Below are 26,061 nucleotides of genomic sequence, written 5' to 3'. Positions count from 1 at the left end.
TAGGCCAATCGAATTCGTCAGCGAGCGTGGCGGCTGTTGGACTGCGCAGGCAGTTTCAGCACCCGGTCGCGATAGTCGATGACATAGACCGACCCCTGACTATCGACTGCCACGTCGGTCGGGGAAAAGAGATCCTTGAAAGGCAGCACGGACTGTTCGTGTGTGGCGGCATCCATCCGCACCACCCGGTTGTTGTTCAGGTCGGCCACATAGACGTTACCGCTCAGGTCCACGGTCACCCCAGCGGGGAAGTTGAGGCCGGTGAACGGGAGGTCCACCGGCTGTGTCGCGCCTGCGGCCAGCGCCACCACCCGGTTGTGTCCGCTGTCGGTGACATAGACGGTGTCGGCGTTGTCGGCTGCCACATCGTAGGGACGGTCAAGGCCGGTGAAACCCAGCTCGCTGGGCGTGCTCGAGCCAGCGGGCAGTTTCAGCACGTTGTTGTTGACGTGGTCGACGACGTAGCAGGTGTCCGCGCTGTCAAAGGCCAAGCCGTGTGGGTCGGCAAGGCCCGTGAACGGGAGCTCGATCGGGATGGTGGAGTCGGGCGGAACCTTCAGTACCCGGTTGGCAGCTGCGTCTATCACATAGACGGCATTGTGACGGTCCACCGCTACGCCGCCCGGAACTATCTTGGCCGAGATCGGAAACGCCGACGGGGTGTTGGATCCGGCAGGCAGCTTCTGCACCAGCATATTGCCCGAGTCGGCGACGTAGACCGTATCGAAACTGTCCAGGGCGACCCCGTCCGGATCTGCCAGGTGGAAATGCAGCTTGATCTGGACGGGTTGGTCGGCGGCGGTGGATAGGTCGACCCGTTTGACCGGCGCTTGGCCCGATGGCTTGAAGATCAGGTAGCCGGTGACCGCGAGAATCGCGACGACGACTATCGCGCCACCGGTAATCGCCAGCTTTCGCCACTTGCGTGGCGACGCCCCGAATCCGACACCCGCCATCTGCCGACTCCTTCGCCTCCTCCGGTCATCGCAACGCCAAGACAGTACCCGATCGGCATGCCCGGTGCGATGTGTGAGCTGGGTCGCAGGCGCTAGCTGGTCCAGGCCAGGCGCCGTATCGCGACCTTACCGCGCGGCATCGGGCGGGGCTGGAACCGATTCGGATCGATGCCGTAGTCAACGGCATTGCCGACCAGTCGAATTCGTCAGGGCTCGTGGTGGCTGTTGGACTGTGCGGGCAGTTTCAGCACCCGGTCGTGGTAGTCGATCACATAGACAGAACCGTGGTTGTCCACCGCGACGTCGGTCGGGGAAAAGAGGTCGTCGAAAGGCAGGACGGTCTGTTCGTGCGTAGCGGCATCCAGCCGCACCACCCGGTTGTTGTTCAGGTCGGCCACATAGATGTTGCCGTTGAGATCCACCGCTACGCCAGCCGGGAAATTGAGGCCGGTGAACGGGAGTTCTACCGGCTGTGTCGCACCCGTGGCCAGCGCCAATACCCGGTTGTGGCCGCTGTCGGTGACATAGACGGTACCGACGTTGTTTGCTGCCACATCGTAGGGACGGTCCAGGCCGGTGAAGCCGAGTTCGCTGGGGGTGGTCGAGCCCGCGGGCAGTTTCAGCACGTTGTTGTTGACGTGGTCGACGACGTAGCAGGTGTCGACGCTGTCGAAGGCCAAACCGTGTGGGTCGGCAAGGCCCGTGAACGGGAGTTCGACCGGGGTTGTGGAGCCGGCCGGCACCTTCAATACCCGGTTGGCGGCTTCATCGATCACATAGACGACGTCGTGGCGGTCGACCGCAACACCGCCCGGCGTTATCGGCTCGCCGATCCGAACCGTGACCGGTTTGCTGGATCCGGTGGTGAGTTTCTGCACCAGCCTATTGCCCGAGTCGGCGACGTACACCGTGTCGAGACTGTCCACGGCCACCGCAGCGGGGCCGGACGAGTTGAAATGCAGGGTGGTCTGGGTGGGTTGGGCCGCGACACTGGCGGCCGACCGGTCGAGCTGATCGGAGGGCGTTTTGCCGGATGGTTTGACGATCAAATAGGCGCTGACCGCGAGAATCGCCACGACTATTATCGCGCCACCGGCCATCGCGGCTCTTGCCCATTTCCGCGGCGACATTCTGAACCCGACACCCGCCATGGGGCGACTCCTTCACCACCTTCGGTGATCGCAACCCCAAGACCGTACCTCAGTCGGCATACCCGGTGCGATGCCTAAATGGGGGCGCTGGCGCGGCCGGCTAAGCCTTTCTGGTGGTCGCGGCGGCCCGGTCCATCTCCCAGTAGGCGCGCAGGGCCACCAATTGTCCCGCGTCGTTGGCCTTGTAGGTGAACACACCTTCCGCCGTGACCTGGTAGTCACCGGTGGTGATCAGGATGTGGCCGACGTTGGCCTCCTCGTTGCCGCACTGGCAGGGCTCCGGTGTTGTTGATTAGCAGGCTTGTGAGCTGGGGAATTGTGGATTGAGGAGGTCTAGGCGGCGGTTGGCGGTCAAAGCGGTGATCCGGCAGGCTTCGGCGATGTTGTCGGCGCCGTTGAGGCGGTGCAGATTGATCGCGGTGTTGCGTAGCGTTGCTAGGACCTGTGCGCCGTTTCCGGTATGTGCCCTTTGACGGTCTTCGTCGAAGGTGACGTCGCGTATCCAGTGCAGGCTGTTCTCGATTCCCCAGTGTTGACGCATCCAGGTCATGATCGCGGTAGGGCGGGCGTGCTCGAACGGCAGGCTGCAGATGGCATAGACCACCTCCACGCTGCGCTGGTCGGTGGCGGTGATCAAGCGTTCACGAGTGATCCGGATGATTTGTTTTGCGTAGGGGAAGCCGATTCCTCGTACAGCGGTGATGATTTGCAGGGTGCGGGTCTCGACACGGCCGTGGCCGCGGGAGTCGTCGGTAGCGGCTGCGGGCACCTCGGCCCAGGGCAGCGCGGTGATACGCGCAAGTATTTTGGCTTGGTTGGACTTGACGATCATCAGGTAGTGCGACTTCAAGGTGGCGCAGATCAACTTCGCGGTGACGACCTGGGTATGCATCGCATCCACGGTGACCAGCCACCGCAAGCTACCCGGCAGCAGCGTGAGCAGGGCACGTACGCAGGGAATTTCATTGCTTTTCTCGGCGACAGCGAGTTGACCGAGCACCAATCGGGCACGGTGGGCGAACACCGACACGAGATGCGTGGCTGTCGCTTTGGCGCGTAAAGGCACCACGCAGCATCTTGCCGTCCAACGCGATCGGCACCAATCCACTGGGGTCGCTGCTGGCCACGTGTGCAGTGAAGTAACTGCCCATCCTGGCGTTGAGGTCGGCGGGGTCTAGCCGAGACAAAACAGCGCGGAAGGTCTTCTCACTGGGCCGCCGGAACCGGACCCCTAATTGGGCCAACACATCATCGGGAGCGGTGGCCGCCCATGTGGCAAAACCAGCATAGCCGCGCATCCCCGCGGCAGTGGCCAGAACCGCGATCGCCAACAAAGCCATCAGCGAATACCTCCGACCGCGTGGGTCCCTCGGGTCTGGCACCGAGGCCAACACATCGAGAAACTCCGATCCGATGAGCTCGCTGCGCTCACCAGGACTCCAGCGGTCGAACACCTCTGGAACCGACGACACAGGCAATACTGAAACGGTAGGCACGGGCAACTCCAGACCAACGACGAACAGTAACCAACTCGATCGTTCTCCAGATAGCCCGTGCCTACACTCCGGCCCCAATAGCGCGGCACCAAAGATCATCAACCCAGCTCACAAGCCTGCTAATCAACAACGCCGGAGCCCTGGCCGCACTGGTAAGTGTCGCGGAAGAAAAACTCGATTCTGGTGGTGGGCTCGATCGCCTTGTCCCAAAAGGCTGATATCGCGGCACGGCCCCGGTGACCCTTTCCCTCGGGATCGAAGGCGGACGGGCCGATGGGGTCTTCGACGACCGCGTCGTCGGCGAACACTGCCAGCCAGGCTTGCTTGTCGCGGGCCGTGACCGCTTCCCGGGATCTGCGGCCGGCTTCGTGGGCGGGATGTGTGGAACTCACGCGGCTTGCCACCCGGAGTGGATATACGTATCGGCAAAGCGCTTCATCGAGTCCTGCTTCTTGCCCAGCGGCGCGTCGAACCCCAAGCCGTCAAAGACCCACGGTATGACGATGTTGTCGGTCACCCCGGCCTCGGCGAGCTCGCGGTGGCCCTGCACTCCGAACTTGTCGATGCACACCGCCTGAAACTCGAATGGGTGCTCGGCTCGCCCATATTCGGCGCGCAGTTGGTTGAGCTTTCCGATGGTTTCGGCCAGCTGCTCACCGGTCATCATCGCGCTGGTCCAGCCGTCGCCGATGCGGGCTGCGCGACGCAGCGCCACGTCGGTATGCCCACCGACGTAAAACGGCACCGGCTCACTGGGGGCCGGGCTCATTTGCAGGCGATCGAAATCGTAGAACTGGCCATGGAACTCGACCATGCCGCCACCGAGCACCAGCTTGATCACGTCGATCATCTCGTCGACTCGCGCGCCGCGGCGCCGGTACGGAACACCGCACCACTCGAACTCTTCCGGCGCCCAGCCGATCCCGACACCGAAGCCGAAGCGGTTGTTGGTCAGGTTGGCCACCGAGCCGACCTGACGGGCCAGCAGCAGCGGATTGCGGGACCCGAGCTTGAGCACATTGGTGTAGAAGCGCAGCTTCGAAGTGGCCGCCCCCATCGCGGCGGCCGCGATCAGGGGATCTACCCACGGTGTGTCCTGGTTCCACATCCGCGAACCGTCGGGGGTGTAGGGATAGTCGGCGGCGGCCTTCTTCATGTAGAACAGGGAATCCGGCAACGCGATCGAGTCGAATCCGACTTCCACGGCGGTCTTGGCGATGCCGATCAGCTCATCGATCGGGCCCATCGCGATGGTGACGGTGTATTTCATCGGACTCATGGCTTGTCGGCCCCCACCACCCACATGGAGTAATACTGCGAGCCGCCGCCGTATGCGTGACCCAGGGCTTTCCGGGCATTGGGCACTTGGTGATCGCCGCCCTTGCCCATCACCTGGATAGCCGCCTCGGCGAAACGAATCAACCCCGAGGCGCCGATGGGGTTGGATGAGAGCACGCCGCCGGACGGGTTCACCGGCAACCGCCCGCCGATCGCGGTCTCACCGGCCTCGGTGAGCTTCCAGCCCTCGCCCTCGGGCATAAATCCAAGGTTTTCCAACCACATTGGTTCGAACCAGGAGAACGGGACATAGATCTCGGCGGCATCGATCTCATCGATCGGACTGGTGATTCCGGCCGCTTTCCACAGCGCCGCGGCCGCGTCACGGCCGGCCTGGGGGCTGACTTGGTCGCGTCCGGAGTATGCCAGCGGTTCGGTGCGCAGTGCGGTCGCGTGGATCCATGCCACCGGGTGCCCATCGGCAACGCGCGCATCGGCGATTTCCTCATTGCCGATCACCACGGCGCAGGCGCCGTCCGACGACGGGCAGGTCTCGTCGTAGCGGATCGGGTCCCACAACATCGGTGATTGCATCACCTTGTCGAGGGTGATGTCCGGCTGCTGTAGATGTGCGAGCGGGTTGCGGCTGCCGTTGAGCCGGTCCTTCACCGCGACCATTGCGCCGATGTTCGACGGAGCTCCGGAGCGGCGGATGTAGGCGCGCACGTGTGGGGCGAAATAGCCGCCGGCACCGGCGCCGACCGGTTTGATGAAGGGAATCGGAATCGACAAGGCCCACATGGCGTTGGACTCCGACTGCTTCTCCCACGCCATCGCCAGCACGCGGCGATACTTGCCGGACTGGACCAGGCTGGCCGCCACCACACCGGTGGACCCGCCCACCGAGCCCGCCGTGTGCACCCGGATCAGCGGCTTGCCGCTGGCTCCCATGGCATCGGCCATGAACAGCTCCGGCATCATCACGCCCTCGAAGAAATCGGGCGCCTTACCGACCACGACGGCGTCGATGTCGTCGAACGTCGACCCGGAATCTTGCAGCGCCCGATCGATAGCCTCGCGCACCAGGCCGTTCATCGAGACATCTTGGCGCTTGGCGACATACTTGGTCTGCCCGGTACCCAGTACCGCGGCCAGCTGTGCTCGGGCTCCGGCCATCAGTTGTTCCCTTCCATGACCGCGACCAAGTTCTGTTGCAGCGCTGGCCCGCTGGTGGCGTGTGCTAGCACGCGACCGGCTGAACCGTCCCAAATGTGTCGCGCCGCAAAGCCGATGCGTTCGAGGCCGGCGACAAACATCGGGTTGGCCGCCAGCGCTCCGCCGGACGGGTTGACTTTCGTCTTGTCGGTGAGTCCGATCGCCTCGGCGATGATCAGATGCTGGTGGGTGAACGGGGCGTGGATCTCGGCGACGTCGATGCCGGTGTCACCGCCGCTGGCCGCCTTGGCTGAGACGGCGGTGGACGGCGAGACGGTCAGGTCGCGCACGCCCAGCGACGGCGATTCGATGCGGTGCTCGAAACCCGTTATCCACGCTGGCGATTCGCGTAGCTCCCGAGCGCGATCATCGGCGGCCAGGACGATCGCGGCCGCGCCGTCGGTGATCGGCGCGATGTCGTGCCGTCGCAGCGGGTCGTTGAAGAACGGGCGGGCGAGCAGCTCGTCGATGCTCTTGGCCGGCTTCTCGGAGTCGTTTCGTTGCGAGCGGGCGAACGAGTCGAGGGCGACCTGAGCCATTTGCTCGTGGGTCCACTTGCCGGAATCCAGGCCGAGGCGGGCCTGCAATCCCGCCATCGACACCGAGTCCGGCCACAGTGGCGCAACGGTGTAGGGATCGGTCTGCCTCGACAGGATCTGGCGCAGGATGCCCGCCGAGGACTTGCCGAAGCCGTAGACCAGCGCGGTGTCGACCTCGCCGGTCAGGATCTTGATGTAAGCCTCGAAAAGCGCCCAGGCCGCATCCATCTCCACGTGGGATTCATTGATCGGCGGCACGGCGCCGATCGAATCGATCGCAGAGATAAACGAAAATGCTCTTCCGGCTAGGTAATCCGAGGATCCCGAACACCAGAAGCCAATGTCGGACTGGGTGATGCCCAGATCCTCATACAGCTGCGCGAAGCAGGGCATCAGCATTTCGACGCCGTTGGTGGTGCCGTCGGTGCGGCGGACATGCGGGGCGTGGGCAAAGCCGACGACCGCGACATTGCGATCACTCATGTGTGGGTGAGCCCTTTACAGGTGGTGTTTGTAGGTGTCATAGTCGGCGTCCGGTTCCCCGGTCGGCCGGAAATACTCGATGTTGTCGATGCCGAATCCCCACTCCTCGCGGGGCTTCCACACCGCCTCGACGCGCATGCCCATCCGCACTTCGTTGGCGTCGATGTCGGCGACCAGGTGCAGGAACGGAATGTCGGCGCCGTCGAGCAGCACGTAGGCCGCGACGTAGGGCGGCTTGATGCGCTGACCCTGGAACGGGATATTGATGATCGCGAACGTGGTCACCGTGCCCTGGTCCGGCAGTTCGACGAACTCGGTGGTCGGCTGGCCGGTGGCCGGATCGGCCCCGTGCGGCGAGAAGTAAACCTTCCCCTTCGCGCCGGTCCTCGCGCCGAGCAGTTTTCCTTCGGCGATGGCCCTGAGGTAGGCGCTTTCCTCGTGTGAGGCGGTGTGCTGAATCGTCAGCGACACCGGCGTGACGATCATCTTGACCGGATCCTGCTCACTCGGTTCTCCGGGCGGCTCGGCGTCCTCGCCCAGCTTGAAATAGGCGATGTCGGTGATGGCGCCCACCGTCTCGTCGGCCCAGTGCACGTGGACCCTGGCGCCGGTCTTGATCTTGTCCGGCCCGCCCGCATCGACGGCGTGCAGCAGCGGGGTGTCCGCGCCGTCCAGCTTGATCAGTGCCCAGGCGAACGGGAGGTCCAGCGGCTGCCCCGGTAGCGGCTCCGGCTGCCAGGTCCAGGACGCGACTGTGCCGACGGCCGACACCGGTACCATTTCGCCCAACGGTTCGTAGGTGACCGGGTCATACTCCGCCGGCGGCACGTGCACCCTGCCGTCGGATCCACGGACTCCCAGAATCCGGCGCTCGCGCAACGCGGTGAAGAACTCACCGAGGGTGGGACCTACCGAACGGGTGTAGTCGAAGGACAACGTCAACGGCGCGGAGAGGGGCGGCTCAGGGTGATCGATCAGGGTCGGGCCGCTCGAACTGGCTGTCACGCCTTCGAGTAGAACAGGTTCTAAGAACGGTTTCAACTAGGGCTTTCTTGGGGCCCTGAGAGAGGCAGCGATGAAGCTCGGATTGCAGCTGGGGTATTGAGGCGCGCAGCCCCCCGAGAACGCTGGGGAGTTGGTCGCCGCGGCCGAGGAAGCCGGATTCGATGCCGTCTTCACCGCCGAGGCGTGGGGCTCGGACGCCTACACACCCTTGGCCTGGTGGGGTTCCTCGACCCAGCGGCTGCGGCTGGGCACCTCGGTGATCCAGCTCTCCGCGCGTACTCCGACCGCATGCGCGATGGCGGCGCTGACCCTCGACCACCTCAGTGGTGGCAGGCACATTCTGGGATTGGGCGTGTCCGGTCCCCAGGTGGTGGAGGGCTGGTATGGGCAGCGGTTCCCCAAACCACTGGCCCGCACCCGTGAATACGTCGACATCCTGCGCCAGGTGTGGGCCCGGGAAGGGGTGGTGACCAGCGACGGCCCGCACTACCCGCTGCCGCTGACGGGTGCCGGGACAACCGGCCTGGGTAAGGCGCTCAAGCCCATCACCCACCCATTGCGTGTGGATATCCCGATCATGCTGGGTGCCGAGGGGCCGAAGAACGTCGCACTGGCCGCGGAGATCTGTGACGGCTGGTTGCCCATCTTCTACACGCCCCGGATGGCCGACATGTACAACGAATGGCTGGACGAGGGATTCGCCCGCCCCGGCGCCCGGCGCAGCCGCGCGGACTTCGAGATCTGTGCGACGGCGCAGGTAGTGGTCACCGAGGACCGGCCGGCGGCGTTCGCCGCCATCAAACCGTTCGTGGCTCTCTACATGGGGGGAATGGGAGCCGAGGGCACCAACTTCCACGCCGACGTCTACCGCCGGATGGGCTACGCGGAAGTGGTCGACGACGTCACCAAATTGTTCCGGTCCAACCGCAAGGACGAGGCCGCCGAGATCATCCCCGACGAGCTGGTCGATGACGCCGTGATCGTCGGCGACGCCGACTACGTGCGTAAGCAGATCGAGGTCTGGGAAGCCGCCGGTGTCACCATGATGGTGGTCAGCGCCCGCAGCGTTGAGCAGGTCCGCGAGCTCGCCGGACTTGTTGGAGGCTGATCCACGCGGTTCTTGCCAGGTGATTAGAACACGTTCTAGATTGGCCCGGTGGGGTTGACTTCAGATGGCGTGCGCGTCGCCGAACGTCATCTCCACATTGGCTGCCGATTGGGAAACCAGCGCACGCTTGGGCAGCCCCAGCGAAGCAAGTTCCCTGGCGTAGGGGTGCTCACCCAGATGCAGACGTGCACCGCCCAGCCGGGCGCGCATTCCGGTGATTCGCATTTCCCACGGAATCTCCCGGGTGACCCCGTCCTGGTGAGAGTAGGTCTGGAGCACCTGCGCGCCCCGGGTGGGCACCGCAACGCCGTTGCTGAATTCGATGCCGGCGATCAGCTGCCCGTCCGCGCTGACATCGAAGCTGAACTTCTTGCCCTCGCGGACGTTGAAGTCCGCCATGATCTTCGGGAAGCCCCAGATGGTGCGCCCGGCCTCGAGGGTGAACGACTGGTCGACCGGTAGGTGGTGGATGAACGCCGCGGCCTTGGCCAGCGCTCGCGGTCCACGTGTTTGGACGCCCGGCGGATTCACCATGACCGCGGTGCCGTACTCGTGGTACCGGCCGAGGTCTCCGTCGACATAGCGCACCAGCATCTGCATCACCATCGCCTTGCCGGGCAGGTATTCGCACACCCGCAGCCCGCTGTAGTCGATGAGCTGTTGTGCGGCCACGGCGGGAACCGAGAACATCGCGGAGTGTAGATTGGCTGTGCGGATGCGCACCGGCATGGTGAGCACAGTGCCGGCGATGGTGTGTTGAGAGACGGGCATAAGGCTCACTGTAATGCGGAGGAATGGCGATGACTAAGCCGTTGATCAAACCCGACGTCGACCTGACCGACGGCAACTTCTACGCCAGTAGGCAAGCGCGAGAGGCATATCGGTGGATGCGGGCCAATCAGCCCGTCTTCCGTGACCGCAACGGTCTGGCTGCCGCGTCCACCTATCAGGCCGTGATCGATGCCGAGCGGCAGCCCGAACTGTTCTCTAACGCCGGCGGCATCCGTCCCGATCAGGACGCGCTGCCGATGATGATCGACATGGACGACCCGGCACATCTGTTGCGGCGCAAGCTGGTTAACGCGGGTTTTACCCGCAAGCGGGTCAAAGACAAAGAGCACTCGATCGCCCAGCTGTGCGACACGCTAATCGACGCGGTTTGTGAGCGCGGAGAATGCGACTTCGTGCGGGACCTGGCCGCGCCACTGCCGATGGCGGTCATCGGTGACATGCTCGGGGTGCTCCCCGAACAGCGAGAGATGTTCCTGAGGTGGTCAGACGATCTGGTGACATTCCTCAGTTCCCATGTGTCACAAGAGGATTTCCAGGTCACCATCGACGCCTTCGCCGCCTACAACGACTTCACCCGGGCGACCATCGCGCCGCGCCGCGCCGAGCCTACCGACGACCTGGTCAGCGTGTTGGTCAGTTCGGAAGTCGACGGTGAGCGGCTGAGCGACGACGAACTGGTCATGGAGACGCTGCTGATTCTGATCGGCGGCGACGAGACGACCAGGCACACGCTAAGCGGCGGAAGCGAGCAACTGTTGCGCAACCGCGACCAGTGGGACCTGCTGCAAAGCGACCGAGAGTTGCTGCCGGGCGCCATCGAAGAGATGCTGCGCTGGACCGCGCCGGTGAAAAACATGTGCCGAATGCTGACCGCGGACACCGAGTTTCACGGGACCGCGTTGAGCGAGGGCGAAAAGATCATGCTGCTGTTCGAGTCGGCCAATTTCGACGAGGCGGTGTTCACCGACCCGGAGAAGTTCGACATCCAGCGAAACCCGAACAGCCATTTGGCTTTCGGCTTCGGTACCCACTTCTGCATGGGCAATCAGCTGGCCCGGTTGGAGCTGTCGTTGATGACCGCTCGGGTGGTGCAGCGGCTGCCTGACTTGAGGCTGGCCGATCAGGATTCGCGGTTGCCGCTGCGGCCGGCGAACTTTGTCAGCGGCTTGGAGTCCATGCCGGTCGTCTTCACTCCCAGCCGGCCACTGAGCTGAGCACGCCGAGCGGGAGATCAGCGGTTCTGGAAGTTGGGTTTGCGCTTCTGCGCGAACGCCTGCGGACCTTCTTTGGCGTCGTCGGACAAGAACACCTCGATGCCGATCCGAGTGTCGATCTTGAACGCCTCGTTCTCGTGCATGCCCTCGGTTTCGCGGATGGTGCGCAGGATCGCCTGGACCGCAAGAGGCCCGTTGGCCGCGATGATCTCCGCAATTTCCAGCGCCTTGGTCAGCGCCTGGCCGTCGGGCACGACGTGGCCCACCAGCCCCATCTCCTTGGCCTCCGCGGCAGTGATGTGCCGTCCGGTCAGCAGCAGATCGCAGGCCACCGTGTAGGGGATCTGGCGGACCAGCCGCACCGCCGAGCCGCCCATCGGGTACAGGCCCCACTCGGCCTCCGAGATGCCGAACTTGGCGCTCTCGGCGGCGACGCGAATGTCGGTACCTTGCAGAATCTCGGTTCCGCCGGCTATCGCGGGGCCCTCGACGGCGGCGATCAGCGGCTTTTTCAGCCGGCGGCCCTTCAACAGCGCGTCGATGCGCGACGGGTCGTAGCTGCCGTCCTTGAATGAGTCGCCCGGCGGCTTCTTGGTCGCCGCCTTGAGGTCCATCCCAGCGCAGAAGTAGCCGCCCGCGCCGGTCAGGATGCAGCAGCGGATGTCGGGATCGTTGTCGACGCGATCCCAGGCCTCGACCATGATTTGCATCATTTCGCCACTAAGCGCGTTACGTCGGGACGGGCGATTCATCGTCACGATCAGGGTGTGCCCGCGCTGCTCCACCAGCGCGTCTGGTCCGGACTCCCCGTTTGCTTCCGTCTCGGAAGTATTCGGGGCCACGAGCACCGCCTTTCGCATGACATCGGGCATTCGCTTGTCAAGAAATGTAACACGTTCTAGTTTGGTGGCCGTGGCCCTGAATATTGCCGATCTAGCCGAGCACGCCATCGACGCTGTGCCTGACCGTGTAGCCCTCATCTGCGGCGATGAGCAGCTGACCTATGCCCAGCTGGAGGAAAAAGCCAATCGACTGGCGCACCACCTCATCGACCAGGGGGTGCGCAAGGGCGACAAGGTCGGCCTTTACTGCCGAAACCGCATCGAGATTGTCATCGCGATGCTCGGCATCATCAAAGCGGGCGCCATTTTGATCAACGTCAACTTCCGCTACGTCGAGGGGGAGCTGAAGTACCTGTTCGACAACTCCGACATGGTGGCGTTGGTCCACGAGCGTCAGTACGCGGACCGAGTCGCCAACGTGCTGCCGGACACCCCCAACGTCAAGACGATCCTGGTGGTGCAGGACGGTAGTGACAAGGACTACCAGCGTTACGGCGGTGTGGAGTTCTACTCGGCCATTGCCGACGGCTCGCCCGAGCGAGACTTCGCCGAGCTGCAGCGGGAGCGCAGCGCCGATGACATCTACATCCTCTACACCGGGGGTACCACTGGCTTCCCCAAGGGCGTGATGTGGCGTCACGAGGACATCTACCGGGTGCTGTTTGGCGGAACCGACTTCGCAACCGGCGAATTCATCAAGGACGAATACGATCTGGCCAAAGCCGCCGCCGCGAATCCGCCGATGATCCGCTACCCGATTCCGCCGATGATCCACGGCGCTACCCAGTCGGCTACCTGGATGTCGATCTTCTCCGGTCAAACCACCGTGCTGGCGCCGGAATTCGACGCGGACCAGGTGTGGCGCACCATCAGCGACCGCAAGGTCAATCTGCTGTTCTTCACCGGGGATGCGATGGCGCGTCCGCTGCTCGACGCGCTGATGAAGGACAACGATTACGACTTATCGTCGTTGTTCCTGTTGGCCAGCACCGCGGCGCTGTTCTCGCCGAGCATCAAGGAGAAGCTGCTCGAGCTGCTGCCGAATCGGGTCATCACCGACTCAATTGGTTCGTCGGAGACCGGCTTTGGCGGCACCAGCATCGTGGGAGCCGGCCAGGCCACCACCGGTGGTCCGCGGGTGACCATCGACCATCGCACCGTGGTACTCGACGAGGAGGGCAACGAGGTCAAACCTGGCTCGGGGGTGCGCGGCATCATCGCCAAGAAGGGCAACATCCCGGTCGGCTACTACAAGGACGAGAAGAAGACCGCCGAGACCTTCAAGACCATCAACGGTGTTCGCTATGCGATCCCCGGCGACTACGCAATGGTCGAGGCGGACGGGACGGTCACCATGCTGGGACGCGGCTCGGTGTCGATCAACAGCGGCGGCGAGAAGATCTACCCCGAAGAGGTCGAGGCGGCGTTGAAGGGCCACCCCGATGTGTTCGACGCCCTGGTGGTCGGTGTGCCGGATCCGCGCTACGGCCAGCACGTGGCGGCCGTGGTGGCGCCCCGGCCGGGCTCTCGTCCGTCGTTGGCGGAGTTGGACGGCTTCGTGCGCAGCGCGATCGCGGGATACAAGGTGCCACGCAGCCTCTGGTTCGTCGACGAGGTCAAGCGTTCACCCGCGGGCAAGCCGGACTACCGCTGGGCCAAGGAGCAGACCGAGGCGCGGCCCGCCGACGATGTGCACGCCGCGCATGTGAGCGCATGATGCGCGACGCGGTGTGAGCGACTTCGTCAAGCAGCACTCGGGTGCGCCCGCCGGTTATTTCGCGTGGGAAGCGGCAGGCCTGCGATGGCTTTCCGATGTCGACGGCGGTGTCGCATGTGTGCCGGTGGTTTCGGTGGGCCAGACGAGTCTGACGCTGCGGCGGCTGGAATCCGTGGCCCCCAGCGTTGCGGCGGCGCACGATTTTGGCCGCCGACTGGCCATCACCCACGATGCGGGCGCCCCGGCGTTCGGGGCGGGGCCGCAGGGCTGGGACGGGCCGGGATTCTTCGGGCCGTTGTCGCAGCCACTGCCGATGTCGCTGGCGCGGCACCAACACTGGGGCGACTTTTATGCTCAGGAGCGCCTGGCGCCGATGGCCGAGCTTGCCGCGCCGCGCCTTGGCGCCCCCACCCGCGCCACCATCGAATCCGTCATCACACGTTGTCGCGCAGGTGATTTCGACGACGATCGGCCGGCCCGGCTACACGGCGATCTGTGGGGTGACAACGTGATGTGGACACCCGACGGGGTGGTGCTGATCGACCCCGCCGCGCATGCCGGCCATCGCGAATCCGATCTGGCGATGCTCGCACTGTTCGGCTGCGCGCACTACGAAGCCATCCTCGCCGGCTACCAGCAGCTGCGACCGCTGCGGCCCGGCTGGCGTGGCCGCATCGGACTGCACCAGCTTTACCCGCTGCTGGCGCACGTGGTGCTCTTCGGCGGTGGCCACGTCCAGCGGACCGATGTGGTGGCGCGCGCCGTTCTCGCTGCCTAGCCTCACCTGTCGAAATCACCCACCCTCGCGGGGCGTTAGAGTCTGAAGTGCGATGACGATCGACGCGTGGATGCAGCATCCGACTCAGCGATTCCTGCGCAGCGACATGCTGGCCTCGCTGCGCCGCTGGACCGACAGCTCGATCCCCGAGGCCCAGATCCCCATCGAGGCGACCATTGCATCGATGGATGCCGCCGACGTCGAGTTCGGTCTACTCAGCGCGTGGCGTGGTCCCAATGGTCAGGATCTGGTGTCTAACGACGAGGTTGCGGGGTGGGTCGATCTGCACCCGCAGCGATTCGCCGGGCTGGCGGCGGTAGACCTGGACCGTCCGATGGTCGCGGTTCGCGAGCTGCGAAGCCGAATCGCTTCGGGGTTCGTCGGTCTGCGGGTGGTGCCCTGGTTGTGGGAGGCGCCGCCCACCGATCGCCGCTATTACCCACTGTTCGCCGAGTGCGTGGAGTCGGGGGTTCCGTTCTGCACCCAAGTCGGGCACACCGGCCCGCTGCGGCCATCGGAGACCGGCCGCCCGATCCCCTACATCGACCAAGTGGCCCTGGACTTCCCGGAGCTGGTGATCGTCTGCGGTCACGTCGGCTACCCGTGGACAGAAGAGATGGTCGCGGTGGCGCGCAAACACGAAAACGTCTACATCGACACGTCGGCCTACACGATCAAGCGGCTGCCGCACGAGTTGATCCGATTCATGAAGACTGGCACCGGACGACGCAAAGTCTTGTTCGGCACCAACTTCCCGATGATCGCTCATGCGCACGCCCTGGCGGGCCTTGACGAACTCGGTCTGGAAGACGAGGCTCGACGCGACTTTCTGCACGGCAACGCCGAGCGGGTCTTCGGGCTCGCGCAACGACCCCCAAGATAAAGGAGTAGGCAGGTGAACGGTGCCCAGGCTCTGATCAACACCTTGGTCGATGGTGGTGTTGACGTGTGCTTTGCCAACCCCGGTACCTCGGAGATGCATTTCGTGGCCGCACTGGACACCGTTGCGGACATGCGCGGTGTGCTCGCCCTCTTCGAGGGCGTGGCCACCGGTGCGGCCGATGGCTATGCCCGCATGGCCGACAAGCCCGCAGCGGTGCTGCTGCATCTGGGCCCCGGACTCGGCAACGGCCTGGCCAACCTGCACAACGCCCGCCGGGCCCGGGTGCCGATGGTTGTGGTCGTCGGAGACCACGCGACTTACCACAAGAAGTACGACGCCCCATTGGAATCCGACATCGACGCATTGGCCGGCACGGTTTCGGGCTGGGTGCACCGGACCGAGACGGCCGCCGATGTCGGCGCCGACACCGCCAAGGCCATCGCCGCCAGCCGGCAGGGGCCGCAGGTTTCCACGCTGATCCTGCCGGCGGACGCGTCCTGGTCCGACGGCGCCGAGCCGGCCATGGTGCCGCCGGCGCAACCCGCGCCGGTCACCGGCGACGTGGTCTCGATCGCCAAGATGCTGCGCTCGGCGGAACCGGCCCTGCTCCTGATCGGTGGGGACGCCACCCGGGGGCCGGGTCTGGCCGCGGCCGCTCGTATCGCCGAGGCGACCGGCGCGCGGTGGCTGTGCGAGACATTCCCGACCCGGCTGGAGCGCGGCGCTGGAGTGCCCGCGGTGGAACGGCTCGGATACTTCGCCGAGGCCGCGGCGGCACAGCTGGACGGGGCCAAACATCTGGTGCTGGCCGGCGCGAAATCGCCGGTGTCGTTCTTCGCCTACCCGGGCATGGCCAGCGATCTGGTGCCCGCCGGATGCACGGTGCACGAGCTTGCCGGGCACCGGGGAGCGGCTGATGCCTTGATCGCACTGGCCGACGAGGTTGCGCCCGGGACGAGTGCGCCGCTGGCCGCGCTATCGCGCCCGCAACTGCCCACGGGTGCGCTGACCTCGATGTCAGCGGCGGACGTGATCGGCGCGCTGATGCCCGAACGTGCGATCGTCGTCGACGAGTCCAACACCTCGGGTGTGCTGCTGCCGCAGGCGACCGCCGGTGCGCCGGCCCACGATTGGCTGACGCTGACCGGCGGGGCGATCGGTTACGGCATTCCGGCCGCGGTGGGTGCCGCGGTCGCGGCGCCCGAACGTCCGGTGCTGTGCCTGCAATCCGACGGGTCGGCGATGTACACGATCTCCGGGTTGTGGACCCAGGCCCGGGAAAACCTCGATGTCAACACCGTCATCTACAACAACGGCGCCTACGACATTCTGCGAGTGGAGTTGCAGCGCGTGGGTGCCGGCTCGGCGCCCGGTCCCAAAGCGCTGGATCTTCTTGATATCTCCCGTCCCACAATGGATTTCGTCAAGATTGCGGAAGGCATGGGTGTTCCGGCCCGGCGGGTCAGTAGCTGCGAGGAATTTGCGGACGCGCTGCGCGGCGCCTTCAATGAACCCGGGCCGCATCTGATCGACGCCGTCGTGCCATCGCTGCTGGGCTAGCCGCCGCCTCCGGTAAGGGCAGATAGCTTTGCGCTGCCGCCCAGGAGCCAATCCGCGATCCTGTTCAGCGCCTTGACTCCGGTTTGGAAGCTGGCTGCCTGCGCGGCCAATGCCACACCCAGATGGCCCGATCCGGTGGGCACGATGCCGAACTGCCGCACCAAATAGTCGCCGTCCTGGCCGGGGCCCCAACCGCCTTTTGCGGCAACTCCTTTGGCGGCCAGACCCCAGCGATGGCGCTCGGTGAGCTGGCGCATCAAGTCGATGACGGGGCTCGCGTCCGCAACACCGGGCAGTCCCGCGGCGAACAGCGCTTGCCGGTCCAGGCGCCATGGTGTTTGACCGAATGCGGTGAAACCGCGCCGAAGTCGGCGCGATTCCACCTGGGTGCACTCATCGCCGGCCGTGCCGATGACGGCCTGCACCTGTTGGGCGGCATCGAGGGGGTCGCCCAGCTGCGACCACAGCTGCTCGGCGGCCGCGTTGTCCGATTCGGTGATCGCCTTGGTCACCCATGCAGCTGCGCGCCGTGGGTTGCTGCGCAGCGCTGCGATCGCTAACGGCACCTTGACCGTCGACCAGGCGACGCCGGTCGACCAGGAGCCCAACGAACAGGTCTCGCCGCTGTCGGGGAGCGCGACCGCCACACCCGCGGTCGCCGGCAGCGCGGTGCACAGCTGCTCGAAGCTTGCCTCGAGCGCGGCGCGGGGCGCGCCCATCATCAGGCCTGACCTCCGGCGCCCGCCGCGCCGCCGCTGCCCCCGGCGCCCCCGGCGCCGCCGTCGGAGTCGGTGCTTGCCTGGCCGTCTTGGCCCTCCTGACTAGCGCCGCCGGTGCCGCCGTTTGCACCGCTCTGGCCGCTGCCGACAGGCCGCCACCGCCGCCGCTGCCGCCGGCGCCGCTGGCACCGCCGGTGCCGCCGCTGCGACCGGTGCCTGCCAGGGCACCCGCTCCGCCGTCGCCGCCGCCACCGCCGACCCCGCCGGTCCCGCCCGCCCCGCCCAGCCCGCCGGCCCCGCCATTGCCCGCGGTGCCGCCGCCAGAACCCGCAGCGCCCCCACTGCCGCCTTGTCCGCCATTGCCGCCGGCCGCACCGATGGAGCCGGTGCCGCCGGTGCCGCCGCCGCCGCCTCCGTTGGCCCCGGCGCCGTTATTGACGCCGCCGTCGCCGCCATCCCCACCGCTACCGCCGACGGCACCGCCACCGCCCTTGCCGCCGTCGCCGCCGGTTCCGCCGGTACCCCCGTTGCCGCCGTTGCCGCCGCCGCTACCGGCCCTGCCCCCGGCGCCACCGTTGCCGCCAGTGCCGGCGTTGATGGTTCCGTCATTGCCGGCACCGCCCGTACCACCAGTACCGGCGGTGCCGGTCGCCCCGGAGGCGACGTCGCCACCGTCGCCGCCGTCGCCGCCCGCGGAACCGTTGCCGCCGGCGGGGGAGCCCTCGATGGTGCCGTTGTTGGCGTTGCCGCCGTTGCCGCCGTTACCCGCGGTGCTGCCGGCCGATCCGGCGGTGACATTCCCACCGTCCCCACCGTTGCCGCCGCCGCCGAACTGACCGCCGGCTCCGCCCTGTCCGCCTTGCCCACCGACGGCCACACCGTCGGTGCCGGTTTCTGACGCGTCGCCGCCGAGACCGCCGTCACCGCCCGGACCGCCGGCGCTGCCGTTGCCGCCGTTGCCGCCGTCGCCACCGTCGCCGCCGGTGCCTTGGGCGCCGGTGCTGCCGCCGGTGCCGGCGCCGGCACTGCCGCCCGTGCCCGGCGCACCGCCGTTACTCCCGTTGCCGTCATCGCCACCGGCTCCGCCGGACGGTGTCGGGAGGCTGGAGGCGGGGACGAACTGCGCGCCGATGGCGCCCTCGGCGCCGTTGCCGCCATTGCCGCCATGGCCGCCGTTGCCGCCGGTCCCGCCGTTGCCGCCGCTCGGACCCGCGCCGCCGGCGCCGCCGTTGCCGCCCGCTCCCGCGGTGCCGGCGTCACCACCAGCACCGCCGTCGCCTGCGGGGCTGAGGAATCCGGGGGAGCTGCCCGCCCCGCCGAACACGCCGGCGCCACCCTTACCTCCGGCGCCGGCATTGCCGCCATTGCCGCCGGTGCCACCCACGCCGCCGCCGCCGGCATTGCCGCCGTTGCCGGCGTTTCCGCCGGAGCCGGGGAGGGACACGGTGGTGCCCTGCGCGCCGGTTCCGCCGTCGCCTCCCTCGCCGCCGCTGCTGCCGCCGCCGGCCTCCCCGCCGGCACCGCCCGCCCCGCCGTTGCTGGCTGCTCCTCCGGTGCCGCCGTGGCCTCCGGTGCCGCCGTGCCCGCCGGTACCACCGGTACCGCCTGCGGGCTCGTCCCCGATGCCAAGTCCGGGAGTCACGGCGGCACCGCCCGCCCCGCCGGTGCCGCCCTTGCCGGCACCGCCCCCGGTGCCACCCTGACCGCCGGTGCCACCGGCACCCCCGGCGGCCCCGCCGTTGCCGCCGGCTCCACCATCGGCTCCGGTGCCGCCAATTCCGCCGGTACCGCTTGCGGGTGCCGAGGACGTTCCGGTGCTGCCGTTGCCGCCGTTGCCGCCGTCGCCGCCAACACCGCCGCCCCCACCGATGCCGCCGCCCCCGCCGGTACCGCCATTGGCGCCGGCGGCGCCACCGGCACCCCCGTCGCCGCCCTTGCCGCCGGCAGTACCGTAGCCGCCGTTGTCGCCGGTGAACACGTTGGCGTCGGCGCCGTCGACTCCGTTGCCGCCAGCACCGCCGTGACCGCCCTGCGCGCCATTTCCGCCGACGCCCTCGTTGCCCGCCTGACCGCCGGTACCGGCCAGCCCGGCCGCACCGGGGGCCCCGCCGGCGCCGCCGACGCCACCCTGACCGCCGGTGCCGCCCGCGTCGGTAGCCGTCCCGGCGCCGCCGGTACCGCCGTCGCCGCCGGTCGCGCCGCTGCCGCCGGTACCGCCGTTGCCGCCGGTGCCGTTGCTGCCGCCCTGCCCGCCGGCACCGCCGTTGCCGCCGGCCCGCCGTCGACGCCCGGATCGGCGGTTCCCGCGGTGGGGCCGGCAGCGCCGTTGCCGCCGGGCGTACCGTCTCCGCCCGCACCACCGTGTCCACCGGTGCCGCCGATGCCGAGGCTGCCGGTCTGACCGCCACCGCCGGAGCCGGCGGCGCCGCCGGTCCCGGGCTCGCCGCCTTGACCGCCGTCACCGCCGCTGCCACCCGCACCGGTCACCCCGCCACCGGTGATTCCGTCCGCCCCGGCTCCACCCATGCCGCCAGCGCCGCCGTGGCCACCCTGACCGCCGTCGCCCGCGGCACCGCCTCCCAGCGCGGCGCCACCGGCACCGCCGTTGCCGCCGTTGCCGCCGATGTAGCCGTTGGTGCCGCCCTCGCTGAGGGCCGCCCCGTCGATGCCGGGCGCGCCGGCACCGCCGGTACCGCCGGTGCCGCCGGTCCCGCCGGTGCCGAAACCGCCGGCCAACCCGGCGTTGGTCAGTGGTCCCGCGGCGCCCGCGGTGCCGCCGCCACCCGCGGCGCCACCGGCACCACCGTTGCCGCCGGTGCCGGCGGCGATGCTGGTGGTGCCCGCTCCGCCAGTGCCGCCGATGCCGCCGGTGCCGCCTTGGCCGCCGAGTCCTCCGGCGCCACCGTGGCCGAACAGCACCGGCCCGCCGCCACCGGCGCCGCCGGCACCGCCGTTGCCACCCAGACCGCCGTCGCCGCCGGTGCCGCCGGCGGCCGCAGCTGCCGCGCCCGCGGCCCCGTCGCCACCTTGGCCGCCCGCCCCGCCGTCGCCGCCGTTCATGAACAATCCGCCAGCGCCACCGTTGCCGCCGATGCCGCCATTCCCGGCCGCGCCGCCGCTGCCGGTCCCGGTGGCGCTGATGCCACCGGACCCACCCGACCCGCCGGCACCGACCAGCCAGCCGGCGTCTCCGCCGGTGCCGCCGACGCCGCCGGCGCCACCGCCGCCGATGAGCCAGGACCCACTGCCGCCATTGCCGCCCATGCCACCCATGCCGGCGCCGGCCGCGCCGGTGCCGCCGGTGCCGCCGATCCCGCCGCCGCCGAACAGCAGCCCGCCGCTACCTCCATTGCCACCGCTGGCGCCGCCGGTCCCGCCGGCGCCACCCGCGCCGCCATTGCCCAACAAGCCGGCCGATCCGCCGCTGCCGCCAGCCTGGCCGGCAGCACCGGCCGCGCCGTTGCCTCCGCTGCCGAACAACCAGCCGCCGTCGCCGCCGTTGCCTCCGGGCGTCGTCGCATTGGCGCCGTTGCCGATGATCGGGCGGGCCAGCAGGCTCTGCGCGGGTGCGCTCACCGCGTTGATGGCCAGCTGCAGCGGCGATGTGCCGGTTGTCTCCGCGGCGGCGTAGGCCACCGCGCCCGCACTCAGGACCCGCTCCAACTGGGTATGCAATGCGGCCGCTTGGCCGGCCAACCGCTGGTAGTCGGCGGCGTGCGCGGAGAAGAACGCGGCGATGGCGGTGGACACCTCGTAGGCGGCCGCTGTCAGCATCGCGGTGGTGGGACCCGCCGCCGCGGCGTTAGCCGCGGCGACTGATGAACCGATGCCGGCCAGGTCGCCGGCGGCCGCCGTCATCGCCTCTGGCGCGACAATCAGGTAGGACATCCGGGGCACCTTGGGTTCTGAGAAACACGACCTGGGCACTATCGAGGCGGATGCTATCCCGATCGGCGAAATTCATTGAGTGTTTTTCACCGAAGATCAGGCTTCGGCTACGACTGGTCGCGGATGGGCCAAACCGGATCGCCACAGTCGACACCGTCGGCCGCGAGCTGGCGTTTGAGCACCTTGAACGTCTCGGTTCGGGGCAGCGCCGAACAGATCCGGACGTAGGACGGCCACTGCTTGGGGCCGAGGTCGGATTGACCGGCCAGGAATGCGCGGAACTTGTCGACATCGAACTTCGCACCGGGGGTGAGCACCATCGCCGCCATCACTTGGTCTCCGACCACCGGATCGGGTATCGCGTAGACCGCAACTTCGATGGCGTCGGGATAACGCAGCAGTACCCGCTCGATCGGTGCGGTTCCGAGGTTTTCACCATCGACCCGCATCCAATCGCCTAGGCGGCCAGCGAAGTACGCGTAGCCGGCCGCATCGCGGTAGGCGAGGTCGCCGCTGTGGTAGACGCCGCCCGACATCCGCTGCGCCGAGGCGGCCTCGTCGTTGTAGTAGCCCTCGAACCGGCCCGGCCCCGCGGTGTTCACCAGCTCCCCGACGGCTCCCACCGGACACTGCTGGCCCGTCTCGGGGTCGACAATCTCGATGTTCTCCGGCAGCGGACCCAACGAGCCCGCCGGGGTATCGGGGGTTCGCGCGATGGCTACACCCCCCTCGGTGGAACCGAAGCCGTCCTGGACGACGCAGCCGAAGCGACATCCGAAACGCTCGATATCGCCGGGTACACCTTCGTTGCCGTAGACGGCTCGCAACGGGTTGTCCGCGTCATCGGGTCGTTCGGGTGTGGCCAGCACATACGACAACGGCTTGCCCACGTAGTTCGCGTAGGTGGCGCCGTAGCGGCGCACGTCGGAAAGAAACTGCGAAGCGGAGAACTTGCGCCGCAACGCTATTGATCCCTGGCATGCCACCGCCACCGCCCATCCCACCAGGACCGCGTTGGAGTGGAACAACGGCATCGACACATAACAGACGTCGTCGCGCCCCAGGCCGAAGCGCTGCGTCATGGTCACGCCCGCGATCGCGACCTTGCTGTGGCTGCACTTGACCGCCTTGGGATCACCGCTGGTGCCGGAGGTGTAGATGAGCATGAAAAGATCAGCCGGTGCGGCATTTTGAAAGCTGATCTCCGAATTACGATGCGCATCAATCACTTCCGCCCACTCGGCTGAGTCGACGTTGACGTGCTCGATGCCGTCCAGGGTGCTCGCCGATGCCGTGTCGGCGAGCACCATCTGGCAGTCGGCGTGTTCGATGTCGCGGGCAAGTGCCGCGCCGCGGCGTACCGGATTGAGGCCTACCGGAATGATTCCGGACATTCCGGCTGCGGCCAGCATCGCCGAGAAGAACGGCGTGTTCTGCAGCAACACGCCGACATGCGGCGGGCGAGTGGGGTCAAGGCGCTCACGCAGCGCCGCGGCGATCGCGGCGCCGTGCCCGATGTGGTCTGCCCAGCTGGTGAAGGAGTCTTCGAAATAGATTCCCCGGTCTCCGATTTCGGCGAGCGGGACCAGCAGCTGGGGGACGGTGGGGTCCGCGCTCAATTCAGCCCCTTCGTTGGTCTCGACGAGCGTGAAGCTGCGGCCGCGCCCAGCGCCGTCGCCTCCTACGCTGGAGTCTCCGCCAGTTCACGGCCGATTTGGCGAAGCGCTGTGGTGGCCCCGCCCAGAGCGAACTCGGCTTCCTTGGCGGCCAGGAAGTAACGGTGCACCGGATGATCGGTGTCGACACCGACCCCGCCGTGCACATGCACGATGGTGTGCGCGACACGGTGGCCGGCCTCAGCCGCCCAGAAGCCCGCCGATGCCACATCGATCTCAGCGGGCAGGTCCTCCGATACCCGCCAAGCGGCCTGGGTCAGTGTCAGTCGCAATCCCTTGACGTCGATGTAGCCGTCGGCCAGGCGCTGTCCCACCGCCTGGAAACTGCCGATCGGGCGGTCGAACTGCTCGCGGGTACGCGCGTATTCGGCGGTCATCTGGAGTCCGCGTTCGAGTACCCCGAGCTGAAATGCGCTGCGGCCCAGGGTATTAATGGTGCGCAGCCAGGCGGTGACATCGGATCCGCCGATCCCGCGTGCGGCATCCACCTCCGTGCCGTCCAGGGCCAGATGGCCGACGCTGCCCAGGCCGGTAGTCTGCAGCGCGGTGACGCTGACCCCGGGGTCATCGGCGGCAACCAGGAAAACAACGGTGCCGGAATCGGTTTCGGCGGGAACAAGAAAGGCGTCTGCGACCGGACCGTAGCCCACCTGAGTGCGGGTGCCGGTGAGACGGAAACCCGCGCCGGACCGCGCAGCCTGGACCGGTCCCTCGCCCATCTCCGCGTCAAGGGCCACGGCAAGGATCTTCTCACCGCCGACCGCCGCGGCACCCCAGCTCTGCTGCAGTTCTTCGGAGCCGAACCGGGCCAGCGCGCCAGCGGCCAAAACCACCGACTCGAGGTAGGGCACGGCGGCTAGCTGATGCCCGAGCGCGACCAGGATCGCAACCTGCTCGAGCACCCCGAAACCGTCACCGCCCACCTGGGTGGCGGCGGCACTGGACAGGATGTCGCTGTCGATCAGCTTGCGCCACAGCTCGCGGTCGAATCGTTGCTCCAGCCCGTCGAGCTGGCGCTGGTGCTCGGGCGTGCACACCGCGTCCACGATGGTGTCGACCAGACCGCCAAGATCCTGAGCCGCTTCAGTCGTCGAGAAGTCCATAGAAGTCCGTCCTCTGAGAATGTGTGAAAGTCAGCGGTTGGCCCGGGGCAGTCCCAGGGCGACCATGCCGATGATGTCGCGCTGGACTTCGTTGGTGCCGCCGCCGAAGGTCAGGATCAGACACGCCCGGTGCATCCGCTCGACGCGCCCGCGAAGCAACGCGCCGGGGGAGTCCTGACGCAGGGTGGCCGCGGTGCCCAGGACCTCCATGAGCAGCCGGTAGGCCTCGGTGGCCAGCTCGGTGCCGAACACCTTGGCGGCCGATGCGTCCGCCGGTGACGGGGCGGCGTCGTTCGAGGCCAGCTCCCAGTTGATCAGCTTGAGCACCTCGACCTTGGCGTGCACCCGGGCCAGGTTCAGCTGCACCCACTCCGAGTCGATGAGACGGGCGCCGCCGGCATCCTTGGTGTTTTGCGCCCATTCGCGGACTTCCCGCAGGGCCATGGATATCGGTGCCGACGAGACCAGGGCCACCCGCTCGTGGTTGAGCTGGTTGGTCACCAGTTTCCAGCCCGCGTTCTCCTCACCGATCAGGTTGGTCACCGGCACCCGCACGTCGGTGTAGTAGGTCGCACTGGTGTCGGGTCCGGCCATGGTGTGCACCGGTGTCCACGAGAAGCCTTCGGCGGTCGTGGGAACGACCAGCATGGAGATGCCGCGGTGTTTCTTGGCCTCCGGGTTGGTGCGCACCGCCAGCCAGACCCAGTCCGCGTAGGCGATCAGGCTGGTCCACATCTTCTGGCCGTTGATCACATAGTCGTCGCCGTCGCGAACCGCCGTGGTTCGCAGGTTGGCCAGGTCGGTGCCCGCGCCCGGCTCGGAGTAGCCGATGGAGAAGTGCAGATCCCCGGCGGCGATCTTGGGGAGGAAGAACTTCTTCTGCTCGTCGGTGCCGAAGGCCATGATGGTCGGCGCCACGCTGTTGATCGTCAGGAACGGCACCGGGGCACCGGCGATGGCCGCCTCGTCGGTGAAGATCAGCGAGTCCATCGGCGAGCGGTCCTGGCCGCCGTATTCCTTCGGCCAGTTCAGGGTGAGCCACCCGTCCTTGCCCATCTGGGCAACCGTCTCGCGGTAGACGTTGCCGGTGCCGTATTCGCCCTGGACCGAACTCAGCGCCTCGCGGCGCTCCGGCGTCATCAGGGTGGTGAAATACGACCGCAGTTCGCGGCGCAGCTCCTCCTGCTCGGGTGTGTAACTGATGCGCATTCCTGCCGCCTCCGGTCAACCGATTGGGTTGGGTAACCGGCCATGACAGGCATCTCCACACCTGCCGACACGCAGCCAACGGCTACCCATGCGTTACCCCGGTTGTAACACGTTCTAGTGTGGGAATCCAGCGACCGTTTCGTCAGCGGTGCGGTCGTCCTAGGGTGGTGCTACACAATGATCACTGGCTGGCCCAGGTTCTGGGCAAGATCAAGGAGGGCGCCGTGCGAGTGATAGTCGACCGTGACCGGTGCGAAGGCAACGCCGTGTGCCTGGGGATTGCTCCGGATATCTTCGACTTGGACGACGACGACTATGCGGTCGTCAAGACGGATCCCATCCCCCCCGACCAGGAGGCTCTGGCCGAGCAAGCGATCGCCGAATGCCCGCGTGCGGCCCTGTTGCGTGAGGATTAGGCCAGCGGCCCGCTGTGCCCGGCATGGCGTAGC

The 26,061-nt window shown here is 67.4% G+C and carries 20 protein-coding genes and 3 pseudogenes; 7 read left to right on the top strand and 16 right to left on the bottom strand.

Annotation, left to right across the window (positions count from 1 at the left end):
• Positions 1-17: 17 nt before the first annotated feature.
• The 9 genes and pseudogenes from CKW46_RS27485 to CKW46_RS27445 form a co-directional block, all read right to left on the bottom strand.
• Complete coding sequence (locus CKW46_RS27485; protein WP_015357376.1) at positions 18-956, bottom strand: NHL repeat-containing protein; 939 nt, start codon at positions 954-956, stop codon at positions 18-20.
• A 206-nt stretch (positions 957-1,162) separates the two neighbouring features.
• Positions 1,163-2,107, bottom strand: a complete 945-nt coding sequence (locus CKW46_RS27480) for an NHL repeat-containing protein (protein WP_482052627.1) — start codon at positions 2,105-2,107, stop codon at positions 1,163-1,165.
• A gap of 100 nt (positions 2,108-2,207) precedes the next feature.
• A pseudogene (locus tag CKW46_RS27475) lies at positions 2,208-2,378 on the bottom strand (nuclear transport factor 2 family protein); the annotation flags it as partial.
• Between the two features lie 21 nt (positions 2,379-2,399).
• Positions 2,400-3,603: pseudogene (locus CKW46_RS27470) on the bottom strand (ISAs1-like element IS2404/ISMul1 family transposase).
• Positions 3,604-3,746: 143 nt separating this feature from the next.
• Positions 3,747-3,995, bottom strand: a pseudogene (locus CKW46_RS27465) (nuclear transport factor 2 family protein); the annotation flags it as partial.
• On the bottom strand, positions 3,992-4,873 hold the full coding sequence (locus tag CKW46_RS27460; protein WP_482052626.1) for a TIGR03619 family F420-dependent LLM class oxidoreductase: 882 nt from the start codon (positions 4,871-4,873) through the stop codon (positions 3,992-3,994). The gene CKW46_RS27460 and the pseudogene CKW46_RS27465, both read right to left, overlap by 4 nt.
• Positions 4,874-4,878: 5 nt before the next feature.
• Positions 4,879-6,057 (bottom strand): thiolase family protein, encoded by a 1,179-nt coding sequence (locus CKW46_RS27455; RefSeq protein ID WP_015357371.1) that lies wholly within the window; start codon positions 6,055-6,057, stop codon positions 4,879-4,881.
• Positions 6,057-7,118, bottom strand: a complete 1,062-nt coding sequence (locus CKW46_RS27450; RefSeq protein ID WP_012396531.1) for a thiolase family protein — start codon at positions 7,116-7,118, stop codon at positions 6,057-6,059. The genes CKW46_RS27455 and CKW46_RS27450 overlap by 1 nt, the downstream gene beginning before the upstream one ends.
• Positions 7,119-7,133: 15 nt before the next feature.
• A complete protein-coding gene (locus tag CKW46_RS27445) occupies positions 7,134-8,123 on the bottom strand; it encodes a Zn-ribbon domain-containing OB-fold protein (RefSeq protein ID WP_482052625.1) in 990 nt (329 codons plus the stop codon).
• Between the two features lie 130 nt (positions 8,124-8,253).
• On the opposite strand from CKW46_RS27445, the gene CKW46_RS27440 reads away from it, so the two are divergent.
• Complete coding sequence (locus CKW46_RS27440) at positions 8,254-9,231, top strand: LLM class F420-dependent oxidoreductase (RefSeq protein WP_252872242.1); 978 nt, start codon at positions 8,254-8,256, stop codon at positions 9,229-9,231.
• Positions 9,232-9,291: 60 nt separating this feature from the next.
• Here the strand turns inward: CKW46_RS27440 and CKW46_RS27435 are convergent, their stop codons facing one another.
• Positions 9,292-10,002 carry an acetoacetate decarboxylase family protein gene (locus CKW46_RS27435; RefSeq protein WP_015357368.1) on the bottom strand — a complete coding sequence of 237 codons (711 nt, stop codon included), beginning with the start codon at positions 10,000-10,002 and terminating at the stop codon, positions 9,292-9,294.
• A gap of 29 nt (positions 10,003-10,031) precedes the next feature.
• On the opposite strand from CKW46_RS27435, the gene CKW46_RS27430 reads away from it, so the two are divergent.
• Positions 10,032-11,237: a cytochrome P450 gene (locus tag CKW46_RS27430; RefSeq protein ID WP_020785749.1), complete on the top strand. Its 1,206-nt coding sequence runs from the start codon at positions 10,032-10,034 to the stop codon at positions 11,235-11,237.
• 17 nt (positions 11,238-11,254) lie between these two features.
• Here CKW46_RS27430 and CKW46_RS27425 read toward each other — a convergent pair whose 3' ends face one another.
• On the bottom strand, positions 11,255-12,097 hold the full coding sequence (locus CKW46_RS27425; protein WP_482053487.1) for a crotonase/enoyl-CoA hydratase family protein: 843 nt from the start codon (positions 12,095-12,097) through the stop codon (positions 11,255-11,257).
• A 46-nt stretch (positions 12,098-12,143) separates the two neighbouring features.
• Between CKW46_RS27425 and CKW46_RS27420 the strand changes: the two genes are divergently transcribed.
• Genes CKW46_RS27420 through CKW46_RS27405 form a run of 4 tightly spaced genes read left to right on the top strand, consistent with a single transcriptional unit; the run spans position 12,144 to position 17,017 of the window.
• Complete coding sequence (locus CKW46_RS27420; protein ID WP_011741728.1) at positions 12,144-13,796, top strand: acyl-CoA synthetase; 1,653 nt, start codon at positions 12,144-12,146, stop codon at positions 13,794-13,796.
• A 13-nt stretch (positions 13,797-13,809) separates the two neighbouring features.
• Positions 13,810-14,574: a fructosamine kinase family protein gene (locus CKW46_RS27415; RefSeq protein WP_482052624.1), complete on the top strand. Its 765-nt coding sequence runs from the start codon at positions 13,810-13,812 to the stop codon at positions 14,572-14,574.
• A gap of 52 nt (positions 14,575-14,626) precedes the next feature.
• Positions 14,627-15,457, top strand: coding sequence for an amidohydrolase family protein (locus CKW46_RS27410; RefSeq protein ID WP_117435222.1), 831 nt, complete (start codon positions 14,627-14,629; stop codon positions 15,455-15,457).
• Positions 15,458-15,469: 12 nt separating this feature from the next.
• Positions 15,470-17,017 carry an acetolactate synthase large subunit gene (locus CKW46_RS27405; RefSeq protein ID WP_015357363.1) on the top strand — a complete coding sequence of 516 codons (1,548 nt, stop codon included), beginning with the start codon at positions 15,470-15,472 and terminating at the stop codon, positions 17,015-17,017.
• Here the strand turns inward: CKW46_RS27405 and CKW46_RS27400 are convergent.
• From CKW46_RS27400 to CKW46_RS27380, 5 genes are all read right to left on the bottom strand, one after another.
• A complete protein-coding gene (locus CKW46_RS27400; protein ID WP_015357362.1) occupies positions 17,014-17,739 on the bottom strand; it encodes a serine hydrolase in 726 nt (241 codons plus the stop codon). The two genes, CKW46_RS27405 and CKW46_RS27400, sit on opposite strands and share 4 nt — an antisense overlap.
• Before the next feature lie 1,635 nt (positions 17,740-19,374).
• Complete coding sequence (locus CKW46_RS27395) at positions 19,375-21,624, bottom strand: PE family protein (RefSeq protein WP_482052623.1); 2,250 nt, start codon at positions 21,622-21,624, stop codon at positions 19,375-19,377.
• Positions 21,625-21,731: 107 nt separating this feature from the next.
• Positions 21,732-23,243 carry a long-chain-fatty-acid--CoA ligase FadD17 gene (gene fadD17 / locus CKW46_RS27390; protein WP_117436636.1) on the bottom strand — a complete coding sequence of 504 codons (1,512 nt, stop codon included), beginning with the start codon at positions 23,241-23,243 and terminating at the stop codon, positions 21,732-21,734.
• A 62-nt stretch (positions 23,244-23,305) separates the two neighbouring features.
• The gene (locus CKW46_RS27385; protein ID WP_015357359.1) at positions 23,306-24,403 is read right to left on the bottom strand and encodes an acyl-CoA dehydrogenase family protein; all 1,098 of its coding nucleotides are present in this window, start codon (positions 24,401-24,403) and stop codon (positions 23,306-23,308) included.
• A 30-nt stretch (positions 24,404-24,433) separates the two neighbouring features.
• Complete coding sequence (locus tag CKW46_RS27380) at positions 24,434-25,612, bottom strand: acyl-CoA dehydrogenase (protein ID WP_015357358.1); 1,179 nt, start codon at positions 25,610-25,612, stop codon at positions 24,434-24,436.
• Positions 25,613-25,836: 224 nt separating this feature from the next.
• Between CKW46_RS27380 and CKW46_RS27375 the strand changes: the two genes are divergently transcribed.
• Positions 25,837-26,028: a ferredoxin gene (locus tag CKW46_RS27375; protein ID WP_036427093.1), complete on the top strand. Its 192-nt coding sequence runs from the start codon at positions 25,837-25,839 to the stop codon at positions 26,026-26,028.
• Positions 26,029-26,061: the final 33 nt, after the last annotated feature.

The sequence above is a fragment of the Mycobacterium liflandii genome (assembly GCF_022354805.1).
In the GTDB taxonomy this organism is placed as follows: Bacteria; Actinomycetota; Actinomycetes; order Mycobacteriales; family Mycobacteriaceae; genus Mycobacterium; species Mycobacterium marinum.
Note: the sequence above shows the minus strand (reverse complement) of the source record. Positions and strands in the feature narration are given on the sequence as shown.